22 protein-coding genes are annotated in these 23,888 nt (G+C 54.5%); 11 read left to right on the top strand and 11 right to left on the bottom strand.

Annotation, left to right across the window (positions count from 1 at the left end):
• The first annotated feature begins 23 nt into the window (after window positions 1–23).
• A complete protein-coding gene (locus O146_RS0102390) occupies window positions 24–755 on the top strand; it encodes a hypothetical protein (protein WP_021351892.1) in 732 nt (243 codons plus the stop codon).
• Between the two features lie 51 nt (window positions 756–806).
• On the opposite strand, the gene O146_RS0102385 is transcribed toward O146_RS0102390, so the two are convergent.
• On the bottom strand, window positions 807–1,235 hold the full coding sequence (locus O146_RS0102385) for a type I restriction endonuclease subunit R, EcoR124 family (protein WP_272697788.1): 429 nt from the start codon (window positions 1,233–1,235) through the stop codon (window positions 807–809).
• 243 nt (window positions 1,236–1,478) lie between these two features.
• Here O146_RS0102385 and O146_RS0102380 point away from each other — a divergent pair, with 243 nt between their 5' ends.
• Window positions 1,479–1,658: a hypothetical protein gene (locus O146_RS0102380; protein ID WP_027017560.1), complete on the top strand. Its 180-nt coding sequence runs from the start codon at window positions 1,479–1,481 to the stop codon at window positions 1,656–1,658.
• A gap of 657 nt (window positions 1,659–2,315) precedes the next feature.
• Here O146_RS0102380 and O146_RS0102375 read toward each other — a convergent pair.
• A complete protein-coding gene (locus tag O146_RS0102375; protein ID WP_027017559.1) occupies window positions 2,316–3,251 on the bottom strand; it encodes an Abi family protein in 936 nt (311 codons plus the stop codon).
• Between the two features lie 168 nt (window positions 3,252–3,419).
• Here O146_RS0102375 and O146_RS12960 point away from each other — a divergent pair, with 168 nt between their 5' ends.
• The 4 genes from O146_RS12960 (at window position 3,420) to O146_RS0102360 (ending at window position 4,425) form a co-directional block, all read left to right on the top strand.
• Window positions 3,420–3,767, top strand: coding sequence for a phage antirepressor KilAC domain-containing protein (locus O146_RS12960; protein ID WP_232218011.1), 348 nt, complete (start codon window positions 3,420–3,422; stop codon window positions 3,765–3,767).
• Entirely contained in the window at window positions 3,754–3,879 is a 126-nt protein-coding gene (locus tag O146_RS13195; protein WP_232218010.1) for a phage antirepressor KilAC domain-containing protein, read from the top strand. Before O146_RS12960 ends, O146_RS13195 begins: the two co-directional genes overlap by 14 nt.
• Complete coding sequence (locus tag O146_RS0102365; RefSeq protein WP_021351898.1) at window positions 3,876–4,064, top strand: hypothetical protein; 189 nt, start codon at window positions 3,876–3,878, stop codon at window positions 4,062–4,064. Before O146_RS13195 ends, O146_RS0102365 begins: the two co-directional genes overlap by 4 nt.
• 61 nt (window positions 4,065–4,125) lie before the next feature.
• Entirely contained in the window at window positions 4,126–4,425 is a 300-nt protein-coding gene (locus O146_RS0102360; protein ID WP_027017558.1) for a hypothetical protein, read from the top strand.
• Between the two features lie 58 nt (window positions 4,426–4,483).
• On the opposite strand, the gene O146_RS0102355 is transcribed toward O146_RS0102360, so the two are convergent.
• The 6 genes from O146_RS0102355 to O146_RS0102330 all read right to left on the bottom strand — a co-directional run bounded on the left by O146_RS0102355 (window position 4,484) and on the right by O146_RS0102330 (window position 14,078).
• The gene (locus O146_RS0102355; RefSeq protein ID WP_023019025.1) at window positions 4,484–4,672 is read right to left on the bottom strand and encodes a hypothetical protein; all 189 of its coding nucleotides are present in this window, start codon (window positions 4,670–4,672) and stop codon (window positions 4,484–4,486) included.
• Between the two features lie 148 nt (window positions 4,673–4,820).
• A complete protein-coding gene (locus tag O146_RS10815) occupies window positions 4,821–8,099 on the bottom strand; it encodes an AAA family ATPase (RefSeq protein ID WP_023019024.1) in 3,279 nt (1,092 codons plus the stop codon).
• 257 nt (window positions 8,100–8,356) lie between these two features.
• Window positions 8,357–10,000 carry an amidohydrolase gene (locus O146_RS0102345; RefSeq protein ID WP_027017557.1) on the bottom strand — a complete coding sequence of 548 codons (1,644 nt, stop codon included), beginning with the start codon at window positions 9,998–10,000 and terminating at the stop codon, window positions 8,357–8,359.
• Between the two features lie 28 nt (window positions 10,001–10,028).
• Complete coding sequence (locus O146_RS0102340; RefSeq protein ID WP_027017556.1) at window positions 10,029–11,654, bottom strand: AMP-binding protein; 1,626 nt, start codon at window positions 11,652–11,654, stop codon at window positions 10,029–10,031.
• A 41-nt stretch (window positions 11,655–11,695) separates the two neighbouring features.
• A complete protein-coding gene (locus O146_RS0102335) occupies window positions 11,696–12,757 on the bottom strand; it encodes a trimeric intracellular cation channel family protein (RefSeq protein ID WP_021351903.1) in 1,062 nt (353 codons plus the stop codon).
• 115 nt (window positions 12,758–12,872) lie between these two features.
• Entirely contained in the window at window positions 12,873–14,078 is a 1,206-nt protein-coding gene (locus tag O146_RS0102330) for a glycerophosphodiester phosphodiesterase family protein (protein WP_244266792.1), read from the bottom strand.
• Window positions 14,079–14,234: 156 nt separating this feature from the next.
• On the opposite strand from O146_RS0102330, the gene O146_RS0102325 reads away from it, so the two are divergent.
• The 4 genes from O146_RS0102325 to hisC all read left to right on the top strand — a co-directional run bounded on the left by O146_RS0102325 (window position 14,235) and on the right by hisC (window position 19,444).
• The gene (locus O146_RS0102325; RefSeq protein ID WP_027017554.1) at window positions 14,235–14,846 is read left to right on the top strand and encodes a CAP domain-containing protein; all 612 of its coding nucleotides are present in this window, start codon (window positions 14,235–14,237) and stop codon (window positions 14,844–14,846) included.
• 300 nt (window positions 14,847–15,146) lie between these two features.
• A complete protein-coding gene (locus O146_RS0102320; RefSeq protein WP_027017553.1) occupies window positions 15,147–16,886 on the top strand; it encodes a thiamine pyrophosphate-dependent enzyme in 1,740 nt (579 codons plus the stop codon).
• Window positions 16,887–17,022: 136 nt separating this feature from the next.
• Window positions 17,023–18,363 (top strand): amino acid permease, encoded by a 1,341-nt coding sequence (locus O146_RS0102315; protein ID WP_027017552.1) that lies wholly within the window; start codon window positions 17,023–17,025, stop codon window positions 18,361–18,363.
• A 34-nt stretch (window positions 18,364–18,397) separates the two neighbouring features.
• Complete coding sequence (hisC, locus tag O146_RS0102310) at window positions 18,398–19,444, top strand: histidinol-phosphate transaminase (RefSeq protein ID WP_021351909.1); 1,047 nt, start codon at window positions 18,398–18,400, stop codon at window positions 19,442–19,444.
• A 165-nt stretch (window positions 19,445–19,609) separates the two neighbouring features.
• On the opposite strand, the gene fucU is transcribed toward hisC, so the two are convergent.
• The 3 genes from fucU to O146_RS0102295 form a co-directional block, all read right to left on the bottom strand.
• Window positions 19,610–20,035, bottom strand: coding sequence for an L-fucose mutarotase (gene fucU, locus O146_RS0102305; RefSeq protein ID WP_027017551.1), 426 nt, complete (start codon window positions 20,033–20,035; stop codon window positions 19,610–19,612).
• A gap of 2 nt (window positions 20,036–20,037) precedes the next feature.
• The gene (gene fucP / locus O146_RS0102300; RefSeq protein WP_027017550.1) at window positions 20,038–21,420 is read right to left on the bottom strand and encodes an L-fucose:H+ symporter permease; all 1,383 of its coding nucleotides are present in this window, start codon (window positions 21,418–21,420) and stop codon (window positions 20,038–20,040) included.
• Between the two features lie 67 nt (window positions 21,421–21,487).
• Entirely contained in the window at window positions 21,488–22,777 is a 1,290-nt protein-coding gene (locus O146_RS0102295) for an enolase C-terminal domain-like protein (protein WP_023019015.1), read from the bottom strand.
• Window positions 22,778–23,030: 253 nt separating this feature from the next.
• Between O146_RS0102295 and O146_RS0102290 the strand changes: the two genes are divergently transcribed.
• Complete coding sequence (locus O146_RS0102290) at window positions 23,031–23,804, top strand: IclR family transcriptional regulator (RefSeq protein WP_027017549.1); 774 nt, start codon at window positions 23,031–23,033, stop codon at window positions 23,802–23,804.
• Window positions 23,805–23,888: the final 84 nt, after the last annotated feature.

Raw genomic sequence — 23,888 nt, 5'->3', positions numbered from 1 at the left:
ACTCATGGAGCTGCTACATTGTCATGGGCCCATGGCCTTCGCGGGACCAACTTGCGTTCAAAACCCATTCATTCTTGTACGGTTCGATTCTATCTTTCGAGGCTGCAGGAAAACTAGACAAGACCGCTCTCAAAGAAGCCTACGATGCTTATAAAGCCGCATTTTTTGACCCCCTCTACCAAGCAGCAATACAACGGTGCATCGTAGACGCAAAAATATCCCAAATCGCCACCCAAATTACCCCATTTCTACACCACCACATATATCTCCAATTCGAAATTTTCGACGATGCCTCCCTACTCGAATGGATCAAACGTTATGCCCACACAGTCGACCCCGCACTAAATCTAGGCCGCCCAGTCCATTTCAATCCAGATATTGAAATAGAAAAACCACAAGGCCAAAAACCAGAACTAGTCGGCTTTTACGGGTATATGTATGAATTTCCGTGGCCAAATCAGTCCATGTATTGCCGAAGCGAACAAGAACTTCTGGCACGCACAGCAGGATTTGCCTTTGAAACTCTTGCCGCCAGAATACATTTCCGGCATTCCCCACCAATGGACAGCCAATTTCCTTTTCGATATAACGCCCAATTGCGTTGGTGGGAAAGCTATTGGAATGGATGCTTCGATGAGATGGCACCATGCGAAAAAGTCGCCAGCTTTATTCGCGCACAGCATCATTACGAGCCTTATTTCATTCGAATTTATCCGTTGTTCCCTGCAAAAACAGCAGTCGAAGTAAAGGATTAAGGATTAAACACCTGGGCATCAACCCCAGGCCAACTTCGCAAGCGCAAATCACTACGCCCCACGCATCTGCATGAGCTCAGCAGACCCGTCCTCCACAAACAGCGGATCAAACCGCACCAATAACTCGTGTAGTTTCTGTTCAACCCGCGATTGTTTTTCTTTCCGGTCCTCGCCGCCGCGGCTAAACCGCGACATCGGGGGAAGCAGTTTCGCGATCTTCGCCCCGCCCAGGTAGGCCGCTCCACTACCGAAAGCAGCGGGTACCACATCCCAGGTGGCGTCTGCTTTTAATTTTTCGCCTTCAATAATGCGGTTCAGTTCTTGCGCCATTTTGCGGCGCACGTATGCTGGCCAGGCCTCATCAACGGCGGTCGTTACGGTAACGGAATCGACGAATTCTTCTACCAAGTCCTTAACGATCTCGTCGATGGCATCGCGAAGCTGAGATTGGCGCATCACAATACTTTCAATCTCCGCAATGAGCTCTTTGATGTCAATGATCTCGCGAGTATCTTCAGGCTCAACGTGAGGTTATCCTCGAGTAGTGGACACCCTATTAATAAGGATCCTGTGTCCGTAAGAGCGGATGTTCATTGTGAGTCAACAGCGAAAGAAATACACACCTGAGTATCGACGTGAAGCCGCGAACCTAGTAATCGAGTCGCAGCGCCCAATCGCTCATGTGTCAAAGGAGATTTGCGTCGGACCAGGCCTTTTAGGCTGGTGGTCAAACTCGAGCGGGAACGCCAAGGCTCGGTAGATGGCCGTAGTGATGCCGATATACGAGCCGAAAACGCTCGCCTGCGTCGTGAGTTAGCTGAGGCCAAAATGGATAATGAGTTCTTGTCACAAGCCACCGCCTTTTTCGCTTTGAAACAACGCAATCGGAAAAACTTGAGCTAATACAGCCAGAGCAAGGCGAACCACAGCATAAAAACAATGAGCAGGTTATTAGAGGTTTCCCGTTCTGGCTACTATAAATCGCAAAACCGTGGCCAAACGCATGCGGATGATGGGTATTGAGGGTATTCCACCCAGGGCGTTTGTTCCCGTAACAACGATTCAATCCAAGCGGAAGTCCACGCTTGCAGACCTGGTGAAACGTCTATGTGATCAAGGGCAGCTTAATCGAGTGTGGATGTCGGATATTACCTATCTACGCACGAGCCAGGGCTGGCTGTACCTATGCGTTATCCGCGATGGATACTCCCGCCGAGTCCTAGGATAGTCTATGGATAGTGTGCAGGATTCTTACCTGGTTGAACGTGCACTGCGCATGGCTTAGATCCTGCGTGGTGACGTACCCGATGGCTTGGTATTCCACGCAGATCGTGGCACTCAGTTCACGAGTGAACAATTGTGGAATGTCTGCCAGCGACTAGGGATTGCACAACCGGCGCCGTTGCCACTCGTTCATCGGGATGATCAGCCTCTTCGATTTCGAAGCCCAGCTCGCTGATCAAATTGATAATAAGAAGGCCGCTGCTTAACCCCTAAGGAGCTTAACAACGTGTCCACGATTTGCGGGCAACCCCACTCGTGCGAGTTCTACCAAAGGGACTAGTCGATAAGGGTATCGGGAGATAGTTCTCCGTATCGTGCCGGTTCAGCGATTCCTTTCGCGAGCAACCGATGCTTGTCCAATATCGGCTCGATGGTCTCTGACAGCCAGCCGGTCGAAATTCCAGAACGGGTAGCTACGTCGTCGAGTGCAACAAGGATTTTGTAAATCGAATGGTCCGAGAATTTTCGGTAGTCCTGTTTGATGCGTCTGGTGGTCTTCGGCTGCAGGCCGGGAACATCGAGCACTCGGTGGTTCCATAATTGAGCACAATGAGCTATCCGGTTACGTAAGTACACGAATGACTTCACTTGGCCAGGCAGTAGTCTGCGAGAGGTATTCATCGAGTCTGCAATGTCATCCAACACTCCAGACAAGCTGGATGCCTCGATGAGGCGTGACAGGCTACCGAAAGAAAAAGCTTCCACGGCGACCCAGATTGGCATGCGGTCATAGGCTTCAGGCTTGTAGGTATGGCCTTGTTTGATTTCATCGCGGTAGTGGGCGACGAAAGCCTCTTTACTGCGATCAAGGTTCGAAAGGGCGTGCTCTTCGACACGTTCAGCATCAGGGTGAGGTGATTGAGTAAAACCTTCGCCGTGTGCAAACATCCCGGTTACACCGACACGGCAACCATAGGCATAGGCGAACCGGGTGCGTAAGAGAACCTCAAGGGGGTGCAGGAGCTCATCACAGACAGCCACCAGCTCCTGCTCTGCGTCATAGAGAGCGCGAATCGTCTCAAATGAGGCGCCCTTGAAGAACTGATTGTCGCCCCGTGCTGGGTCATGCTGCCAATGCCGGAAGTATCCGGAGAAGCGATAGTAGTTGACCCGCGCGAGAAATTCAGCTGCAGATGCCTCGTCATCGATGTGCATGCCGCGCCGACCGAGTAGCTCTACTTGTTGCTCGTAGCTCAACCAATCCTTCGGCATCGGGTATGCCTCCATAGAAATGAAAGGCCCCGGTCATTTGTGCATTCCCTCACGGGGAAGAGGCCTGACCGGGGATCTATTGCAACCTACTATACAGCACCTCTCCCAACGGATACAAAGTTGCTGCTGTCGGGGTGTCCGGATTCGCGTGGACTCAGGGGCGTATGCGTGAGAGCCCAAAGCGGCCGCACCCGTGGCTTGCTGGAATTCACATCAACCCAGGTCCTGCTTGAGTCCGCCCCGAAGGTCTCCTACTACGACGTGGTGCTCCAGTCGGACTCGCTGCTGACCATCACGGAAATCGCCAAAGACTATGGATTGTCGGCAAAGAAGCTGAACTTGCTGCTGCACGACGCCGGGGTGCAGTTCAGGCAGTCCGGCCGCTGGTTTCTCTACGCCCGGTTCGCCGAGCAGAGCTACACGCAGTCCAAGACCCACGAGTACGACAAGGGTAAGACCCGCACGCACATGTACTGGACTGGTGCGCTCCAAAAAATCCTGCATGAGCTGGCGTAAGACCCGCACGCACATGTACTGGACCCAGAAGGGACGGCTCTTCGTCTACGACTTGCTGAAGAAGCAGTACGGCCTGCTGCCGGTCATCGAGCAGGACAGCGGTGCGGCATGACGACGACTGCTGTCAACATCGACCTCGGTTTCTCGCCCCACAACACGGAGGGCTACCCAGACCCCACCGTGTTCAAAGCGCTGAAGAATCTCCAGCGCGCCGAGATCGAATGGGCCCACCACCTCGAGCTGCCGATCACCTATTTAGACGTTGATTTTGAGGAAGTCACCCTACGAGGGCAATGACGATGTTCACCAGGCAGGTGGCAGTCCAGCAAAACAACGCCACTACCCAAACCCGCACACTGTGACCACTGCGGTAGACCTGGAGGCGGTCGCCAGGTTGGTTCATGTGGTTGCCGAATACCTACGCCGTAGGCGCTGGGCGGGCAGTTTCGTGACCTCGAACTGCCTGGTCATGAATGTCGACAACTCCCACACCGAGGACCTGGCTGAATGGGTCACCCCGGAATCGCTGGCTAAGCGGATGGCGGGTGTGGCGTTGATGACCGCCACCAGCAGGAACCACCAGAGGGCGAAAGGACCCCGGACCCCAGTCGGCGATACCCCGCTTCCACGTCTACTTCCCAATCGACCCCGTGACTGATGCTGCGGCCCCCTCGACGGGGCAGGCAACGATAATAACTAGCTGGTGTCCACAGAAATTAGTCTTCAATGAGCCACGAAAGTGCTTCATAGCGATCGAGCAGTTCTTCTTCTTTGAATTCGAGAGCGTCTGCTTCTCGGAGTCGCCGCAACATCGCCACTGTGTAAGGATACATTTCTTTTTCGACCTGGTTACGATCGCTGCGAAGCTCCTCCGTTGAACGTGGAGTCGATAATGGTGCTGACATGATGCCTCCTCGCAGCTTTCCCTTGATCGAATCGAATTATCGTTACAACAGTTATCCCACTGCTACTGCAGTTGCGGTACTAGTCTCCAGAATTATGGAGCAGCATTTTCTGAACTGGCCCCCAAAGTTCCTGGTTCCTCGGCAATCGTTATTTCTTCGTCACCAACGCCAGGATTCCGAACACGACTACACAGACCAGGGCTGCCATCCAACCGAGCATAAGCACTCCCCCTACCGCAGCTGGGGCTTCCGCAATAGCCGCAACGATAGTCACTGCGGTTATGCCACCCAGTGTCAACGCTGACTGTTTCAGTCTGCGAGGCGCTTTCCGCGGTTGTGCTTGTTTAGCAGGCTCTGCAGAATGACTTGCCTGATATTGCACTGGTGCAGCATCAGTGCCCCTGCCGTCATTTATCGGGCCATAGCGCAAAGCACGTGCCTGGGCTAGCAGCTGCTCACCAATCTCATCATCAATTTCTGGATCCAGATTTTCCCGCGCTGCCTGCATAGACCGTGGTTGTGGAGTAGCTTCCTCGTTCCTGTGTGTCGCACGAGTAATGCGGTCGGCGCTACAGATGCGCTGGCCTTCGTCGTTAAGCACTCTACGCTCATCGCTAGCTTGCTGTTCTAGAGGCTGTGCTAGTTCTGCAAGCTCGTCAACCTCGGCCTCTTCTGTAGCAAAAGCCTCATCTGCAAAAGACACATCGAGTTGGAGCTCCGCCCACTGCGCAAAATCAGCTGCGGTAACAACTGGCTTCCCATAACGACGGGCCAACCCTGTTTTACCGTCTTCAGCCGTAATGTCATCAGAAACCAGGACGTCGCAACGCGTCTTAGTAACAGCCTGCTTGTAGTCCAGGCCAAGCATCGCGCACAGCCTTTGCAGAGAATCCCCGTGCGGGTACAACTCACCATTGACGACAGTGGAACCGCGGAAGGCAACCCGGGTGCCTTCGACAAGAGCTTCGTCTGCTCGAACTACCTGAAGAGCAGATTTTTCCGTCTCCGGCTGCTGGCCATACGGGTAGTGTTGTGAATCTGCAACAAATTTTTCGACTACCGGAGCCTTTGGCTCAGGGGCAGGCGCAGAAACCGCAACGTAGTTCGGAGTTTGTGTCTCCTGCGCATGATCGTTGTTGTAGTACCAGTCTTCAAAATCTTCTTGGGCAATAATCGGTTTACCAAACTCGCGGGCAGCCTGTGCCTTCCGCGACATTGAAGCGATGTCAGCGGCAACAACCACGTCGCACCGCGTCTTCGACATATTCTTCTTGTACTCCAGCCCCTTTTCGGCACAGATTTCTGCTGATCTTTCATCGTTCGCAGACCCGCCCAACAAGCTGGTGACTCCCGTAAACGCCACCCGGGTGCCCGGGCGCAGCAGCTGAGAAAGGTCCACGACTTCGTCTTCCACTGGTGGGAGCGAAACCGGACGCGAATCAATACGAGCAACTCGCTGTTTGATCTCATGCTCCAACGTCGTGGTCCAAGCACCACGCGACAGTGCCCACGCGGACAAAAGCTCGGCACATTCTGCTACTTCAGCAAAATCCTGCGGCTGTGCACCACCTCCCGACATTGCTGCCCACGCGATATCGGAATCTGTAGCCTGCGAATTATCCAAAATCATCGGGAAGTTCGGCGCCCACTGCGGTCGATACACAGCACCTTCCGCATCCTTGTTTGCGTTTGGGACGAGCTGCCCACGTTCAGGCACAAGTTTGCCTTGTTCGTAAGCCCGGGCCATCGATTCGCAACGCTCTACCACTGTTTCGCCTTGCGCCTCAAACTGAAAATCGCCAGTTTCATAACCGATACCCAACGCTACATCCATGCCTGGTTCTTGATGGCGTACTGCGCCTTCTAACATCGCAAGGCGATCACCAATAACAATTCCTCCCTGTGCCTGGCGCAGCAACAACGGCCAAAAATCGCCGAGTGTTGGCACCATCGCTAAGCCCCTGGCTGGAATGTTGTGCTGTCGGCCAAAATCACCCAAGTCTGCCATCGGATTAATCCACGAACCAAAATCAGCTACCCGCCGTCCATCTTGGTAAATAATCGCGTGAATACGTGCCACGTGCTGGCTAAGCCCAAAATTCACTCCATTAAATGACAAAAACACCACGCGGCTAGCATTGATCCCGGCGCTCACTTCCCGTCGCACCTTGCGCACCAACGCATTATTCGCCCGAATATGCCGGGGCTCCACCGGTGCCGAGAACCGCAGATTCTCCAAATCAACCGCCCGCGACAACGCGACATAAAATTGCCCATCGGTAGCAGTTCCGCCTTTCAAATTAATGAAAAGTCGCGGAATCGTCTTGCCTTGGCTCTTATGGATCGTGATCGCCCAAGCTAAAATAATCGGAAATTGCGTCACCGCACCAACTCGAACACTCACCAAACGCCCGCCCTCAACAGCAGGCTGTTTAATCTCCCAGGTATAACGGACAATCTTCACTAGTTGGCCGGTGTCGTCGATACGCACCATAATCTCTTTATCCGTTGCGCCGACTATCTCACCAAAACTGCCGTTCACATAACGCCCGTGGGCATCATTAACCACCGTCATTACCCGAGCCCCCACAGCATAATGCAGTTCTTCGCTGCCGCTAAAGGAGTGGACATCCGCGTATCCGTTCTTTTCGGCGTAAGAAACGTAACGACGGCCAGGCAGCTGGCTCAGCCGCGTTTGGTTGATCGCTGCAACCGTAGCTTTACGTGACGTCAACGTAACCCAACCATCCGGAGCGACAAAATCTGGGTCTACTCGCTGGTTCAGGATTTCTAAAGCTTCACTGCCAACCACGCCTTCGCGCACCTCATTGAGGATATCGACGAACGTGGAATCTGCTTGGCGCCAAATCGTCGTCAGGTTAATCTCCTTTAACTGCAGTTCAGCATAAGATTTCGCGGAAAAGAAGTACGGCGTATCCCACACGCTGTTGAACAGATCTGCTTCCTTGCTCGTCACAACAGGTGGAAGCTGGAGTAGATCGCCTACTAACACCAGTTGTACTCCGCCGAACGAAACATCACGACCGCGAATTTTCCGCAGTGCGATATCCATCATGTCGAAAATGTCCGCGCGCACCATGGAAATTTCATCAACCACGAGCACGTCGATAGCTTTCAGCACCTTAGAAACTCTGCTCGACGCACTCCACTCACCACCAGGTGCGAGCGCATCCGGATACATTCCCGGACGGAACCCAAAGGACTTATGTATGGTAAACCCATCTATGTTCAGTGCAGCCACTCCAGTAGGCGCGGTTACTAGAATTTCTTTATCGCTGTGGCTGTCCAAAAAATGCCGCAATAAGGTGGATTTACCAGTACCCGCCTTGCCAGTAATCAAAACATTCCGCCCCTGCTCAATAATATCCAGGGCATCTTTAAATTCGGCGGTAATAGTGATGGGCACGGCGCCTCCGCAAAGAACAAATAAAAACTATTGACGATTGTGTTTAATAACATATCTAATCAACGGTTCCGGCTACTCATTACCCAGCCCTTGCGAATACACACTGGTAAATAGTTCTCGGCGACACCGACGGCATCCAATTCCTGATTCGGGCCTCCGGCCTCACCGTGACATCCATGGGCGCCGGAAAACAGCAGGTTTAACAGCTGATCTGCAGCGGGTATAATAGGCGAGGCCCGCTGCAGATTGCAGTAAAACTACACTTCTTCCAGCCCACCGTGGACGAATTCACCGCCGACCATGGTGGCCAGGATCTGGATATCGCTGATGGTATCCGGATCCACCTCCCGGGGGTCGTCGGCAAGCACCACCAAGTCTGCTAACTGGCCCGGCGCGATCTGCCCCTTGCGGCCAGCCCAGCCGGTCGCTGCCGCAGACCCCACGGTGTATGCGTAGAGCGCGTCGTCGACGGTGATGATTTCTGCTGGGCCGAACTCTTCCCCGTTTTCTGTTTTACGCTGCACGAATGCCTGAATAACCTTGAGTGGTTCGCCATCGGCAACCGGGCGGTCCGAGCTTCCCGGCAAGATCATGCCTGCTTCCAGCAGACGCTTGGCCGGGTAAGCCAGTTTCGTGCGCTCTTCGCCGAGCATTTCTGCCATGATCCCACCGAATTCCGGGATGAACCGCGGCTGCGGGGCCACCACGATATTATTTTTCGCCAGCCGCTCAATTTGATCGGCACGCACTACCCCGCCGTGTTCGATGCGGTGCGGCATCTCCGGTGCGCCGTATTTTTCGGTAGCTTCTTCGATGATGTCGAGCGCCAAATCTACCGCGGCATCGCCAATGGCATGTAAGGCCAGCGACCAACCATTTCCAGCAGCTTTGATGGCTTGCGCAGCCATATCTTCCGGATCTCCCTGCAAATAGCCCTTGCGGTGCTTGCAGCCACAGTAGGCTTCAGTCATCGCCGCGGTGGTACCCAACATTGAGCCGTCGGTAAACAGCTTCACCGGGCCGATCTGCAAGCGCTCGTTACCCAAACCAGTGCGGATGCCCGCATCTAGACCGTGCCCCTCCGGATCATCAGCGTGCCCGTCGAGCGGGTGCAAAACGTCGCTGGTGATCATCGCTTGGGTACGGGCCAGCAGGTCCCCAGCCGCCGCGGCTTGCTGGTACGCGGCCATCTCGCGCGGGCTGTGTCCGATCCAGCCACCGGCGATTCCGGCATCAGTCACCGAGGTCAGGCCTTCTTCTACATAACGACGGTGTGCCAGCTGCAACGCATAGGCAAGCTCGTCGACAGATTCCGGGCTGAGCTGATCGTTAATTGCACGCATGGCGTTTTCTTCCAGCAAGCCGGTCGGGTTGCCATCGTCGTCAAGCACCACCTGGCCGCCTTCGGGCTGCTCCGGATCGTCGACATTGATGCCACCAGCTTGCAGGCCCGCAGTGTTGACCGTCATGCTGTGGCCAGAATTGTGCTTGATGGCCAGTTTGCGGTTGTTGGTGGCGCGGTCCAGCTCAGCGATGTCCAGTTCTTCCCCACCCATTTTCGACGGACGGAAATTCGAAGCAATCAACCAATCCTGGTCTGGGCGCTCCTTCTCTGCCTGGGCCAAAGTGTCATACACATCCTGTGCGCTGTGGCAATCACTCAGATCAATCTCTGCCAGAGTCAGCCCAAACCACACCGAGTGGCAGTGCGCATCGTTAAAGCCCGGCGCGATAAACGCGTTGTTCGCATCAAAGCGGCGGCGCGCACCCAACTGATGGGCTTGGGCCTCATCGAGGATGAAAAACCGGTCACCAACAATGCCAACTGCGCTTGCCGACGGATTCTCGCGGACGCCAGTCCAGATACGGGCATTAGTAATGAGTATGTCGAGCAAGGCCATGATGAATTTTGCTTCCTTTCAGTTCTTCTCAGCGTTCAGTCTCAGTCACAGGGAGGTTCCGCAGCTCCTTGCGCAGGATCTTCCCGGTGCTTGATTTCGGAATCACGTCGATGAACTCCATCATGCGGATCTTTTTGTATGGTGTCACACGCTGCGCCACCCATTCCAGTAAAGCCTCGGCACTAACAGCTGGATCAGCAGCATCAACGCCCTGCTGCAGCACCACAAACGCACGCGGTAGCTCTTCCCCAGCAGATTCACGCCGGTGCCCCACTACCGCGGCATCGGCAATGGCCTCATGCGTCATCAACAGCGCCTCCAACTCCGCAGGCGCAACCTGATAGCCCTTGTACTTGATCAATTCTTTCAAGCGATCAACCACGTAAACGTTGCCACGGTGATCCAGGTTTGCGATATCACCGGTGCGCAGCCAGCCGTCGTCAAGCATGATCCTGCGGGTCGCCGCCTCATTGTTGAGATACCCCAGCATCACTTGTGGGCCACGCACCCACAACTCACCGTCGGCCGAACGCTGGCCCGCACGCGCTGGCGGTAGAATTTCCTCGCAAGCGGCAGAGTTAACGTCTACCACCTTGATTTCCGTATTAGCTACCGGCAGCCCGATGGAATCCAGTGGGGTCACGCCGATATCGCCGACGTTTGTGACCGGGCTGGTTTCTGTCATACCAAACCCCTGAATAACGTTAACCCCCAAGCGATCAGCAACGGCGCGCGCTAACTCACCATCCAGGGAGGCCGCCCCGGAGAGCACAGTTTCTAAAGCGCTGATGTCAAAATCAGCAACCAACGGATGCTTAGCTAACGCCACAGCAATCGGCGGAGCGATAAAAGTAAAAGTCACCCCATATTTTTGGTGCGCGGCCAAGAAACTTCCCAATTCAAACTTCGGCATAGCCACGATGTGCGAACGTAAACGCAAACCAACGTTCAACAACACATTCATGCCATATATATGCGAAAACGGCAGCACGCACATAAGCACAGAATCGCGGTGCACCCCGTTAGCTTGTAGCCGCGCACTCATCTGCACAATATTCGCCACCAAGTTCCGGTGGCTAAGACGCACGCCCTTCGGAAGCCCCGTGGTTCCTGAAGAATAAGGCAGCGCAGCCACATGCGTGGCAGGATCAATATCAAGATCCGGCGGGGCATACCCTGCAGCCACGAGAGCCTGCACACCGGTGTTCTCATCAGTAAGATCCACAATGTTCTGAGCAACGATTCCAGCCTCTTCAGCTCCGGCAAAGCCAGCTTGCCCCAGCATGCTGGTGGTGAACAAGTAGCTCGCAGCAGAATCTTTGAGCTGCTGCGCAATATCCGCGGTGTTCAACAGTGCGCCCAACGTGGTTACGCTCGCCCCGGCGCGCAAACTTCCGTGGAATGCCACGGCAAAAGCAAGACTATTCGGGCAGTGCAGCCCGATAACATCTCCCGGTTTTATTCCCCGGTGCGTGAGCGCACCAGCAAATGCGTCGACAAGCGCTTTGAGTTCCGCGTAGGTGGTTGTGGAACCGGTCGCATCATCGGTGATAGCGATGTGGTCACGATCTTCATCGGTCAGGTTGCCAAACAACACGTCGTAGACAGTGCTATTCGGGATTTCCAGATCTGGTTGTGCACTGTAAATTGGCATGTTTTCTAAGTTTTAAGCTTTCTAAACCCCGTAAGCTACTTTTAATCGCGGGAATTATAGCGGCTCATCAAACGTTCAATGAGTTCATCTGTGAGCTTGTCATCCGCCAAAATGGCATCAAGCAACCGCTGCGATTCTTCCGTGGATACCGGCTCTTCGGTGTCATAAGAATCACCGCTCAAGTCCATGCCGAAGTCGGTCTCGTCAGCAGCGCCAGAGTCGGTACTAGCGCTGAGTTGATCCACATCAGAATCAAAAGAATCCATAAAGTCGCTGACTTCTTCTTCCGTCATCTTCTTGTGCTTGCCCGAGCGTGCCTCTTTTTCCATACGACGCTGCAGCGCTGCTTCCATCTGCCGGTGCCTCCAAGAACGCACGCGGTGTGGTTCCAGCTTGCGCCCCACCGCGCGGCTTTTATGCTCAGCCTTCTTAGCCAGCACTTTCACCTGCGCCGCGGTGTCATTGATTGGTGCCCAATCCTGGTGGGCAGGCACGCGCCAACCAGCCCAAATACCCAACAGTGCAAGGAAAATAGAAACTAACGGGCCGACGACCATGCCGACGGCCAGCATGCCGAAGTGATTACCGATGAGCACAATGCTGGCACAGGCAATCGCCGGAATGACCGTGGGCTGATTATTGCCAAAAACAGCTGGCTCCCGCCCCATGGAAATATCACGAATCATGGAACCACCCGTAGCGGTAAACACGCCCATCATGATGCACGGAATCAACGGCAGACCGTAGGTAATAGCCTTCACCGCACCAGTTCCTGCCCACAGGCCAGAGACGACGGCGTCGCCATGCGCCTGGATATAATCCCAGGTTTTACCCTTGAAATAGACAAAGCGTGCAATCAGCGCACCAGTAAAAGCCAGGTACAGATATTCTGGCTCACTCATTGCCGCGACGGTGCCCTGGTTAATGAGCACGTCGCGCACCATACCGCCACCCAGCGAGGAGAACATCGCGATAAAAAAGAACCCGATGATGTCATAGCCGCTTTTCCGAGCGATAGTGCCGCCGATAATTCCCATCAGCAGCACGCCGCTGACATCAGACCAGCGGTACAAGGATTCAATGAGCGGATCTACTTCAGACATAAGCAATATTGAACTCCACCGCTACGCAGAGCGCGAAATTAGTCCACCCGAATACGGCAAAGATTTCTTAGCTCATCGCGTTCTTATCACGTGCGCTACTGCTCTCACTAGCGCGCTACTTCTCCTGCAGTACCGCCTGGCCTTTGCTTGGATAATCGGTGATGAGGCCATCTACGCCGGCAGCAATCTGCTCACGCATAGTGTCTTCATCATTGACAGTCCACGGCACCACCGCCATGCCCGCCTTGTGCGCCTGAGTAATCAGCTCCGGTGTAGCGACCGGGTGGTAGTCGTCGTCACGCGGGGTTTGCCCATAAGGAACCGCATGTCCAGGCGAAAGCACCTGCACGCCTAACTGTTTTGCGGCTTCTACGATGTCACCGTCGACGGCATCATAATCAACATCGCCAATCCAGGCCGAGCCCGATTTCCATGTAGTTTCGTCCCACAACAAGACCAGCGGAATCTCAGCATCGCGTTCACGCACCAGCGGCAGCGATGCCCAATCGAAGGACTGAATCATGGTGCGATCCGCGACATCAGCATTCTCCACCTCATCCATGATCGCATCGACGAATTCCTGTGGGGATGCCGTTTGTTCGCGGTGCTCCGGCTCCAGCTTGGTTTCGATATTGAAGTGCACATCCGGGTAATCTGCGGCGATCTCGAAGACCTCAGAGAGTTGCAGCAAACGGTTGTCGTCCTGCGGGGCAGCGTCCGGGAAATCGTCCAGGTTCTTATTGCAGTTCAGCGTGGACAGCTGTGCGAAAGTCAGATCGTGGACCAGCTTGCCGACGTACGGGAACTGTGGATCACCCTCGGTAACAGGCTTGGTGTCCTGGCATTTCTCGGCATCGATCTCCGTATCGTGCCAGACGACAGGGACCCCATCCGCAGACAACTCGATGTCGAATTCAAGGGTGGTCACGCCCATTTTCAGGGAATTAACCAAGCCCTCACGCGAAGACTCGATCCATTCGCCACGCCCAAAACGGTGTGACTGCAAATCAAACCCTTGCGGCAATTTCGCCGCCGCTGCTGGTACGGGGTTCGCCTGCACGTCCAGGTCTGCAACCTGCTGTTTTTCAAAGGTCAACTTTTCTTCCTTCCCAGTAGTGGCGGCTTCAGTTGCGCTTTCTACGATTTCACTAGCACTGTCGGCCGCGTTGTTTGCTGCATCAGCGGCGTCATCAGCCTGCGAACATCCCGCCAGGGCAATAGCACTTGCCCAGAGTGCTGCGATGACTTGTACACCACGACGTCGGCTCATACGCGGATTATGCGGGCTACGCGGACCAAAAATACGTGCACTGTCTGTCATAAATTGCTCCTAACATGAATAAAATATCGAAATTCAGGGCATCCCAACGCGCTCGTGTGGCATCGTTGAAATGAACGCTCCCCCGCGTTTCCCTGTTTACTGGGCTGTTTAGAACAGCTTGTTTACTGAGCTCTTTACAGAGTTAAGGAGATTACCGTGAAGTTTTCCACCCGTACATTCGCGGCAACTTTTGCTGCTGCCGGAGTTTTCGCTGGAATGATCGCTGCACCAGCTAGCTCTCAGGCACAAGCTTTCAACTTGCCTACAAGCAGCATCCCGCTTTCTTCTAGCCTGCCGACGCCACAGCAGCCGGGAACCCCAAGCACGCCTGGTACGCAGCACCGGCCGAGCACGCCTGGAACCCCTGGTGCACCGAGCAAGCCTTCTACCCCATCTAGCGTGGAAGCTAAACGGGCAGCAGTCATCGCAGAAACGAATAAGTTCCGCGCACAGCAAGGGGCACAACCGCTGCAGAGCAACCCTGCGCTTAATGCCGAAGCACAACGTCGCGCCGAAGAGCTTGCGCGGAACAACGCTTTCCATCACTTCGAGCTTGGCTCGCTTGTAGCAAACCACGGCGGAGTCAGTGAAAATATTTTTCAACTCTCCGATGGCTTCGATTTCGCGCCAACAATAGTGCGCGGCTGGGCCAATAGTCCAGGACATCACGCGAACATGGCGAACGAGCAAGCAACACAAACCGGCATCGGCATTGCGAAGGGGCCCGATGGTAATTGGAGGGTTCTCGCTCTATATTCCGAGCGCTAATCCCCACTAGTAGCCGGTCGCTAGTAGCAAGTAACTACTGGCTCAACTCCCCCGGCTCCGGCCGCATGGCGTTGTTACCCGCCATGCGGCTTTTTGTATTCCGTTTGCTGCGAAAGCAACCGCATAAGAAGCGCCCAGCTAGCACAAAAACCCACAAAACCCCCGCAGAAAACTCACGGAAAACACGGAGAAACCAGGCATAACTACGCAGGCCGATCGTCTCTACACACAAGGGCAATTTGCTTCAGATCACTAGAATGGTCGCTGACTAATATCCCTGCTACATCACGAGGTAACAGCATGAACGTAGGCCACGTGGGCACAGCAATCGCCCGTAGTCTTGAACTCCACGACGTCCCACGAATCTTCCAGGTACCAGGCGAAAGCTTCCTTCCGGTACTGGATGGTCTTTACGAATCATCCATCGACACCATCGTGTGCCGCCAAGAAGGCGGCGCCTGTTATATGGCAGAAGCCCACGGCAAAGCCACGGGACAGCCCGGCGTCGCCATGGTCACCCGCGGCCCGGGCGCCGCGAATGCGTTCGTCGGCATCCACACCGCCTGGCAGGACGCTACTCCCCTGGTACTGTTCGTAGGGCTGGTACCCACCAACGACCGCGACCGCGAATCCTTCCAGGAATTCGACATCAAAGCGTGGTTCGGCACCCAAGCAAAGCGCGTTTATGTGCTTGACGACGCCTCCCGCGCCAGCCGCGTCGTCGCCGAAGCCTTCCATCTAGCCACCCAGGGCCGCCCCGGCCCGGTGGTCATCGGCCTACCGGAAGACGTCCTACACCAAGAATTCACCGGCGATCTCTGCAATCCTCTACCTGCCAGCCATGGCGCGTTCAGCGATGCCGACCTCGATTACCTCGCTTCCGAGCTCCGAACAGCAGAAAAACCGCTGATCTTTGCCGGTGGCGCGCACTGGAGCCCGGAAACCAGCGCAGCCGTACAAAAATTCGCTGAGCAACAGCAGATCCCGGTAGTGCACGACTGGCGCGCCAGCGACCGCACCGCGTTTTCCTCGCCAGCAAATGCCGGCTGGTTGGGCTATGGCCGCAACGATGCCGCCGCTGAATTGCTATGCGAAGCAGACTTGGTCGTAGAACTCGGCGCCGTCCTCACAGATGTCCCTACCGATGGCTACACACTGCGCCAGAACTTGGACGCGAAAAATATCGTAATCACTACCGATACCACTTTGTTGGGGAATTCCGCGGCCGTCAGCCACCACATTCTGGCCAGCCCGCAAGCGTTCGCGCAGGTTACCGAGGAACTGGCCAAGCGCATCGGCTCCGAAGAGCGGGTCACCGCTGGCAGTGAAGCTAGCACGGGCACCAGCGACAGCACAGATGCTGCTATCTCCGCCGCGCAGCACGAATGGTTCACCGCTGCCCACCGCAAACACCTAGCGTTCTCGCACGTCGGCAAGCCAGAAGATTGGCCCGCCACCGCAAAAGGCACCGCACACATGGCAGCCATCATGGCTGCAATCCAGGAACAGGCCCCATACGATGCGTTGTACACCTTTGGCGCGGGAAACCACTGCTTGTGGGCGCAGCGCTACCTACGCACGGAAACATACCCTTCGCAGCTCAGCGTGCGTAACGGTTCAATGGGCTATTCCATTCCCTCAGCCGTCGCGGCCTCGTTGCAGTTCCCGGAACGCACCGTCATCACCATTGCTGGCGACGGCGAATATCTGATGAACGGGCAAGAACTTGCCACCGCGGTGCAAGCCGGCGGGGCCTTTCTGGTGGTGGTCATGAGCAACGCGGAGTTCGGCACCATCCGCACCCACCAACTCAACCACTACCCCAAGCGAGTATCCGGCACGCAACTGGCGAACCCAGATTTCGCTGCCGCCGCCGCGGCCTTCGGCGCACATGGCGAAACCGTCACCTCTGACCAGGACGCCACCAGCGCAGTCAAGCGCGCCCTGGCCGCGGTGCGTGAAGGGAAACCGGCATTAATTAACGTGATTACCGACCAAGCACTTTCCATCCCCACCATTCGGCAAAACACTGAGGAGTAGCATTACGACGAGTACAATTCGTCACCCAAACAACTAGCAGCCAACAAACAGCGCCCAATAACTAGACTTCAACAACTAGAACCCAACCACTAGAACCCAGCACCCAGTACCCAGCTCAAACAAGAAAGCAACCGCTATGAGCACAAACAACCAGAACGCCAGCAACACCGGCGTGCACCCCGACGGGGTTAGCCAAGCTAGCCCCACCAGCACGAAGCAACGGAAAAAGAAGAAGGCAGAGCCAGCCGGTTCTACTTCCACCTGGGTAATCACGTTGTTCGGCACCGCCGTGGGCGCGGGCATTCTGTTTTTGCCTATCAACGCTGGTTCTTTCGGTTTCATCCCGCTGCTGTTCGCCACGATCATCGCATTTCCACTGGTCTATTATTCGCACCGCACCTACGCACGCATCGTCTCCGGCGCACCGGAAAAAGACCACGGCAAAGATGTTTTAGAACTCTGCACGCAATACCTGGGACGGCGTGGTGGTGTAGCCATCGCCATCCTGTACTGGATCTCAGTATTTTCCACTGTGCTCATCTACGGGGTTTCCATCACCAATGCCGTCGATAGCTTCATCGTGCACCAAATGGGCGGGCCCTCCATTAACCGTTGGGTCTTGGCGACGCTGTGTGTTGGTTTGATGACCGCCGGTTTTGCCTTCGGCCGCAAACCTATGCTGTGGCTCGCGCAAATGTTGGTCTACCCGCTGATCGGTTTCCTAGCGATCACCTCGATTTACCTCATTCCACGCTGGGATATTTCCAGCTTCTTGGAATTCGAATATGGCGACGGCGGTTTCTTGTCCGTCGTCAAGGGTGTTTTGCTGATCCTGCCGGTGATGGTCTTTGCTTTCTCCCATATGGCAGCACTCTCACAGCTGTCCGTTGACATGCAACCGGCATATGGCAAAAATACGGAAAAGCGTGTGTCCAAAATTGAGTTCTACACCGCGATTCTGCTGGTCGTATTCACCATGGTCTTCGTGTGGTCGTGCGTGTTGGCTCTTGGCGCGGACGGTATGCGCGAGGCGCGTGAACAAAATATTCCGGTGCTGTCCTATTTCGCCAACGTCACTGGAACTCCCATCATGGCCGCGATTGCGCCAATGGTTGTGGTCTGTGCGATCGTCTCGTCGTACTTCGGCCACCTGTTGGGCAGCGAGGAAGGTACCGAATACCTCTTCAAAACCGTGGCACCAAAAACTGCCGAGCGCATTCCACGCCGCAACCTGCTCATCGGCATCTACGTCTTCGCTTTCGTGACCACGACGCTGGTCGCTGTGTTCAACCCGTCGATCGTTACCTTGGCATCTCTGGTCGCCGGCGTTTTCGTGGTCTTTATGGTCTACTTGTTGCCGGTCTATATGTTCCGCAACCTGGATGTGTACAAGCACTTCCGCAAGGACAAAGCGAACTATTTCGTTCTTGGACTCGGTGTGGTCATTATGCTCATCACCATCTGGGATCTGTTCTAATTCTTCATCCCCGCATTTTTAGGAGGTCAGCCACATGCTGCGCAAAGATCTTGGCGAGTTCCCGTATTATCGCCCGGGCAAAAGCGCCGAGGGGAAAGTAAAGCTTTCATCCAACGAAGCCGACTACGCCCCACCATCATTCGTGCAAGATGCCATCCACGCTGCTGTGCAGTATGGCAACCGCTATGGCGAATTCAGGTCCCCGGAGCTCACAGCAGCGCTTGCGGAATACCTTGGGTTGAGCGAGGACAATCTTTGCGTTGGCCCTGGCGCTTCATCCATCGTGCAACGCGCCGTCCGCATCACCTGTAATACCGGCGATGAGGTGGTCTTTCCTTGGCGCAGCTTCGAGGCCTACCCGCTGTATGTGCGCATGGCTGGCGCCGTTCCAGTCACGGTCCCGCTTGCCGACGACTACAGCATCGATTTGCGTGCCTGTGCCAAAGCCATCACGGACAAGACCAAACTGGTGATCTTGTGCAACCCGAACAACCCTACCGGCACGACTTTTAGCCGCGCAGAATTCCGCGAGTTCATGGATATGATCCCGGATGATCTTGTGGTGCTGATCGACGAAGCTTACTGGGAATTTAACGATGACCCGGAGCGCCCAGATGCAGTGCAGGAAATTCAGGATTACCCAAACCTGATTGGCGCACGGACCTTTTCCAAGGCCTTCGGTTTGGCCGGCATGCGGGTTGGCTACGGCTTTGCCCAGCCAGAATTGGCAAAAGCGCTGAACTTGGTGGCACTGCCACTGGCCGTGACCGGAATGGCGGAACAGGCAGCAATTGCTGCCCTGGCACACCGCGAAGCTTTTAGCCCGCGGGTGGAAGAATCCAAGCGCCAGCGTGATCGCATTGCACAAGCTATCGGCGCGGCACCATCGCAAGGCAACTTCGTGTGGCTACCACGCGCGGATGCGGCGGACGTGGAACAACGCATCTTTGATGAAGGCGTGATCATCCGCCGCTACGGCGACGAAGGCGTACGTATTTCCGTGACTAGCGAACAAGAAGCCGATGCCTTCTTGAATGCGTGGGAACGCGCGGGGTTGAGCAAAAGCGATTCCCACTGCTAAACAACCCGGCGACCCGGCGCGCTGCATTAGTGGTCACACGGAACCAGTGGCACCGCTGCACTGGTTAGAACTGCACTGGTTAAAACAACGGCTCGTAATTCGGCAGTTCCATGGTCGAATCGAGCCCATACGTTGCGCACATGGCAGCCAGCCTACCGGGGCGACTTAACCGAGAATTACGCCTTTCCGCAAAATGATATTGCCGTATTGGGCGGTTTCACCAGTCACGACTGTTAAATATGAACTCTGTGCGCGCTCATAGAAGCGAAACCGCTCTAAAAATTCTGGTTCTGCACCTGGGTCATACGCCGAAATTATCTTGCGATAGCTGTCCCAGACCGGAGCGTCAGAATCACCTGCTACCGGTGCCATGAGCAAATATTGTTTATCCTCGTATTGATCGAGTTTAAACAAAGGCATGATTGCCTCAAGCAAAGCAGGGATTCCTAGTCCATCCATGCGGATGGCACGCTGCCCATCACCGAACCGGGGATAATGGGCGTCGGCAAGCGTTATCTCGTCACCATGCCCCATTGCGGATAGTGCTGACAATAATTCGGGAGTCAGTAAGGGCGATATTCCGCGCAACATTGTTATTTCTTCCCCATCGTTGGTGCTGCCTCAATATCATCAGATTTCTGGTGCTTGATGGCGTACAAACCGAAGGCACCGATAACGATGAAGCACAGCAGAACGAAAGTGAAACCAACTTGCGGGTTAGTCGCGTCTTGGATCGCACCTTGGATCATTGGCGCGATTGCACCACCAATGATCGCCATCACCAGACCCGAGGAAGCGAATTTGGTATCGCGCCCCACTCCAGTCAAAGAAATTCCGTAAATGGTTGGGAACAGCAGCGAAATGCACGCGGACAAAGCGACAATGCACAATGCACCCAAGACGTTTCCGGAAAGGATGCCGATGATCGTGAATACCACACCTAGACCACACATTATGGTCAACAGGTAGCGACCTTCGATTTTCCCCATCAACCAGACCATGACGAACCTGGCAACCAAGAAGAACACGAGTGAGATCTGCAGCCACCAACCAGCAGTTTTTAGGTCTGCATCGAGCGTGTACTGGATATAAAACGGAATGAAAGTCCAGATACAAGTCTGTGCCGCCACATTAAAGAACTGCGCGACGACGCCGAAACGATAGGTTCCGTTGTTCCACAGGCGCCCAACAACGCCCTTCGGAACATTGGAGAAGTCGGTTTCTTCCATCGCTTTGTTCTTTGGAACTTTAACGAAGAAGATCGATAGCGCCAGCGCTACGTACAACACGCCCAGGATGATGTATGGAATCATCACCTTTTCCAGTTCCTGGGAGGTTTGCTCGAGCAACTGGTCTTCGCTAAGTCCGGACTTGTCGACGGATTCACGAATATGAGGTGCTACCAACAGGGTGGCCATCAAAACGCCGATGTTGGCACCGATCGGGTTGAAGGCCTGCGCAAAGTTCAGGCGTCGAGTCGCATTCTTCTCCGGCCCCAGTGACATTACGTACGGATTCGCTGAAGTTTCAACAATCGACAATCCACCGGCAAGAATAAACAGTGCCGCAAGGAATACCCCGTAGGTCATAATTTGTGACGCAGGGAAGAACATGAAGGCGCCCAGTGCTGCCATGCTCATGCCCAGGACAACTCCGCCTTTGAATCCCAGCTTGGTATTGATTATGGCTGCCGGGATGGCAAGTAAGAAATATGCCCCGAAGTATGCAAACTGTACGAGAGCTGATTGAAACGCGTTCATATCGAAAACCGAGCTGAACACGTTAACCATTGGAGCGGTGAGGTCAGTCGAAATTCCCCACGCCGCGAAACACGAAACGATCAGGACGAAGGGAAGCAGCAACCCTGGGTAAAGGAATCCACCGGATTCGTTTTTCTTCGTTCCAGTAGATTTTTGCGTTCCTGTAGCTTCTGTTCCCGCGCTATTCGCTGGGTTCAGATTTGATTTTCCATTCATATCGCATCCTTAGAAAATGAAGGCTTAGGCCTTGGGTAGTGGCTCTGGGTGGTGGCGATTTATCCTGTTAGGCACCAGGCGTGTAAAGATATTTCTCTGTGCTGGCCAGAGTCATTTCACAACTGTTTCCCGGTAACAGTGGCGGCATGTAGTTACCGTTTTTGATCACGACCGGGTCCACGAAATGCTCGTGTTGGTTATCGACATATTCGATCAGCCGGTTTTCCAATGTGCATGACACTGACAGATAATCGAACATCGCAAAATGTTGCACGGCCTCGCACAAACCCACACCGCCAGCATGCGGCACCACAGGCTTGTTAAATTTATGTGCCAGCAAATACTCGATGAGGAGTTCTTGTGGCCCCGCCACCCGGGTAGCATCTACCTGCATAATTCCGAAGGCATTAGCCTGCAAAAATTGCTTATAGAGGATTCGGGATTGCATCTGCTCGCCGGTTGCTACGGGGATTGGGTCCACGGCGCGGGCAATCGCAGCGTGCCCGAGCACATCATCAGGGCTGGTCGGTTCTTCCACAAACGCGAGATCGAATTCGTGGAATTGTTTAATCCAATCAATTGCCTGTGGGACGTCCCATACCTGATTGGCGTCCACTGCCAAGCGAACGTTGGGACCGATTGCTTCCCTGGCTAGGGCCAACCGACGCAAATCGTCATCAAGGTTCTGGCCGACTTTGAGTTTGATCAGCTGGAAGCCTTTGTCCTGGCTTTCCGTTTTCGCCAACCTGACCATCTTGTCATCGGAATAGCCCAGCCATCCGGCCGCCGTGGAATATCCCGGGTAGCCGTGAGCCAAAAGATTATCGATTCGCTCTTGCTGGCCTCTTTTACCATCTTTTAGGAAATCAATAGCTTCTTCTGGAGTTAAAGCATCCGTGAGATACCGGAAATCGAGAGTCGCCACCAAGTCGGCTGGATCCATCTCCGCTAATAACCGCCAGAGTGGCACCTCTGCACGTTTAGCTTTCAGGTCCCAGAACGCATTCAGCACTGCACCGATAGCCATATGCTCGACGCCTTTTTCTGGGCCCAGCCAGCGCAGTTGGGAATCATGCACCAGGTCATCCCAGGCACGCTTCATATTGTCGAGGTATGGTTCTATCTCTTGCCCAATAAATCGTTGGCTAAGCGACTCAATAGCTTTACACACGACGTCGTTACCACGTCCGATGGTGAAAACGAAGCCGATACCAGTATGCCCGTCGTCTGCGTCCGTCGAAATTTCTACGTACGCAGAAGAATAATCCGGGTCGGGGTTCATCGCGTCAGAGCCGGAGAGTGACTGCGAGGTTGGAAATCTAAAATCGTAGGTTTTTATCTGCGTGATTCTGGACAATTGTGCCCTCCTTACCGGATGGCTCTGCGCGCACCATGAAGCGTGAAGTTTCACATGACAGAACCTAGTTCCTAAATTGTGTAGTTAGGAATGTAGTTCAAGTCACGAACATACGCAAGGGGTTATACAAATTACGTTCAACCTCACGCACAAACCACCCATAACAATCGTGCGACAATAGGCATTAGCCCAGCTACTGATGAAGTAATTTTCACCCCATGCCTGCCAATATCCGCGAGGAGCACCCCCAATAATGACTGCGCCGAACGCTCGCCTCACTGCCGCCGACAAAACGTTGCTTGTTTTACAAGCCGCCATTGAGCACGAACGCTTTTCAGACATCGTCACAGCTACCGGATTCGCCAAGGCTACGGTGCACCGAATCCTGCAAACGCTACTTGACTACGAATTTGTCTACCTCGCAAATGATGGGACTTATGCGCCTGGTGTCACCTCACTTCGCCTCGCCAGCCGAGCGTTTAATTCGATTGACATTTCCGAAGTTGCCAACCCAGTACTGACACAGCTTGCCGAAGAAACTGGATACACCTTGCACGTTGGTGCGCTCAACGTCAATGAGGCAATTTACGTCGCCAAACGCCAAGGCCCAACCCCCTACGAGATCCCATCCACAATCGGCAAACGCCTTCCACTCCACTCGACTGCAATTGGAAAGTGCCTACTCGCCGGCATGGATAAGTCAGAACTAGAAAGCGCCATCAGGCAAGCAGGACTCGCTGCACTAACCCCAAACACCATTACCACCCCAGAAGACCTCGACCAGGAAATCGCGGTCGTACGCACCCGTGGCTACAGCTTCGATGATGAAGAAAATGTCCCCGGAATTCGCTGCATTGGTGCACCGATCTTCAACCACTCCGGGAAAGCTACATACGGGATTTCCCTCACCTCCCTGGCAATGGAAAACACATTGAAGCAGGTGGAACGGTTTGCGCCGTTGATCACCGAAGCCGCAGCCGAAATATCACATAATTTGGGTGCACATACGACGAAATATTCCAGCTAGATCACACTAATTGATATTGCGGGTTCCATCTCACATTTTCTTGGGGTACTATGAGAAAAAACATGAAACAGGGTTTCACACCAT

Source organism: Corynebacterium pseudodiphtheriticum DSM 44287 (assembly GCF_000688415.1).
In the GTDB taxonomy this organism is placed as follows: domain Bacteria; phylum Actinomycetota; class Actinomycetes; order Mycobacteriales; family Mycobacteriaceae; genus Corynebacterium; species Corynebacterium pseudodiphtheriticum.
Note: the sequence above shows the minus strand (reverse complement) of the source record. Positions and strands in the feature narration are given on the sequence as shown.

Coding starts and splice junctions, on each gene's coding strand:
- O146_RS0102390 (WP_021351892.1), top strand. CDS start 24: ATGGGCCCATGGCCTTCGCGGGACCAACTTGCGTTCAAAACCCATTCA.
- O146_RS0102375 (WP_027017559.1), bottom strand. CDS start 3,251: ATGCCGAAGGATTGGTTGAGCTACGAGCAACAAGTAGAGCTACTCGGT.
- O146_RS13195 (WP_232218010.1), top strand. CDS start 3,754: ATGAGCTGGCGTAAGACCCGCACGCACATGTACTGGACCCAGAAGGGA.
- O146_RS0102365 (WP_021351898.1), top strand. CDS start 3,876: ATGACGACGACTGCTGTCAACATCGACCTCGGTTTCTCGCCCCACAAC.
- O146_RS0102355 (WP_023019025.1), bottom strand. CDS start 4,672: ATGTCAGCACCATTATCGACTCCACGTTCAACGGAGGAGCTTCGCAGC.
- O146_RS0102345 (WP_027017557.1), bottom strand. CDS start 10,000: ATGGCCTTGCTCGACATACTCATTACTAATGCCCGTATCTGGACTGGC.
- O146_RS0102340 (WP_027017556.1), bottom strand. CDS start 11,654: ATGCCAATTTACAGTGCACAACCAGATCTGGAAATCCCGAATAGCACT.
- O146_RS0102335 (WP_021351903.1), bottom strand. CDS start 12,757: ATGTCTGAAGTAGATCCGCTCATTGAATCCTTGTACCGCTGGTCTGAT.
- O146_RS0102330 (WP_244266792.1), bottom strand. CDS start 14,078: ATGACAGACAGTGCACGTATTTTTGGTCCGCGTAGCCCGCATAATCCG.
- O146_RS0102320 (WP_027017553.1), top strand. CDS start 15,147: ATGAACGTAGGCCACGTGGGCACAGCAATCGCCCGTAGTCTTGAACTC.
- O146_RS0102315 (WP_027017552.1), top strand. CDS start 17,023: ATGAGCACAAACAACCAGAACGCCAGCAACACCGGCGTGCACCCCGAC.
- hisC (WP_021351909.1), top strand. CDS start 18,398: ATGCTGCGCAAAGATCTTGGCGAGTTCCCGTATTATCGCCCGGGCAAA.
- fucU (WP_027017551.1), bottom strand. CDS start 20,035: ATGTTGCGCGGAATATCGCCCTTACTGACTCCCGAATTATTGTCAGCA.
- fucP (WP_027017550.1), bottom strand. CDS start 21,420: ATGAATGGAAAATCAAATCTGAACCCAGCGAATAGCGCGGGAACAGAA.
- O146_RS0102290 (WP_027017549.1), top strand. CDS start 23,031: ATGACTGCGCCGAACGCTCGCCTCACTGCCGCCGACAAAACGTTGCTT.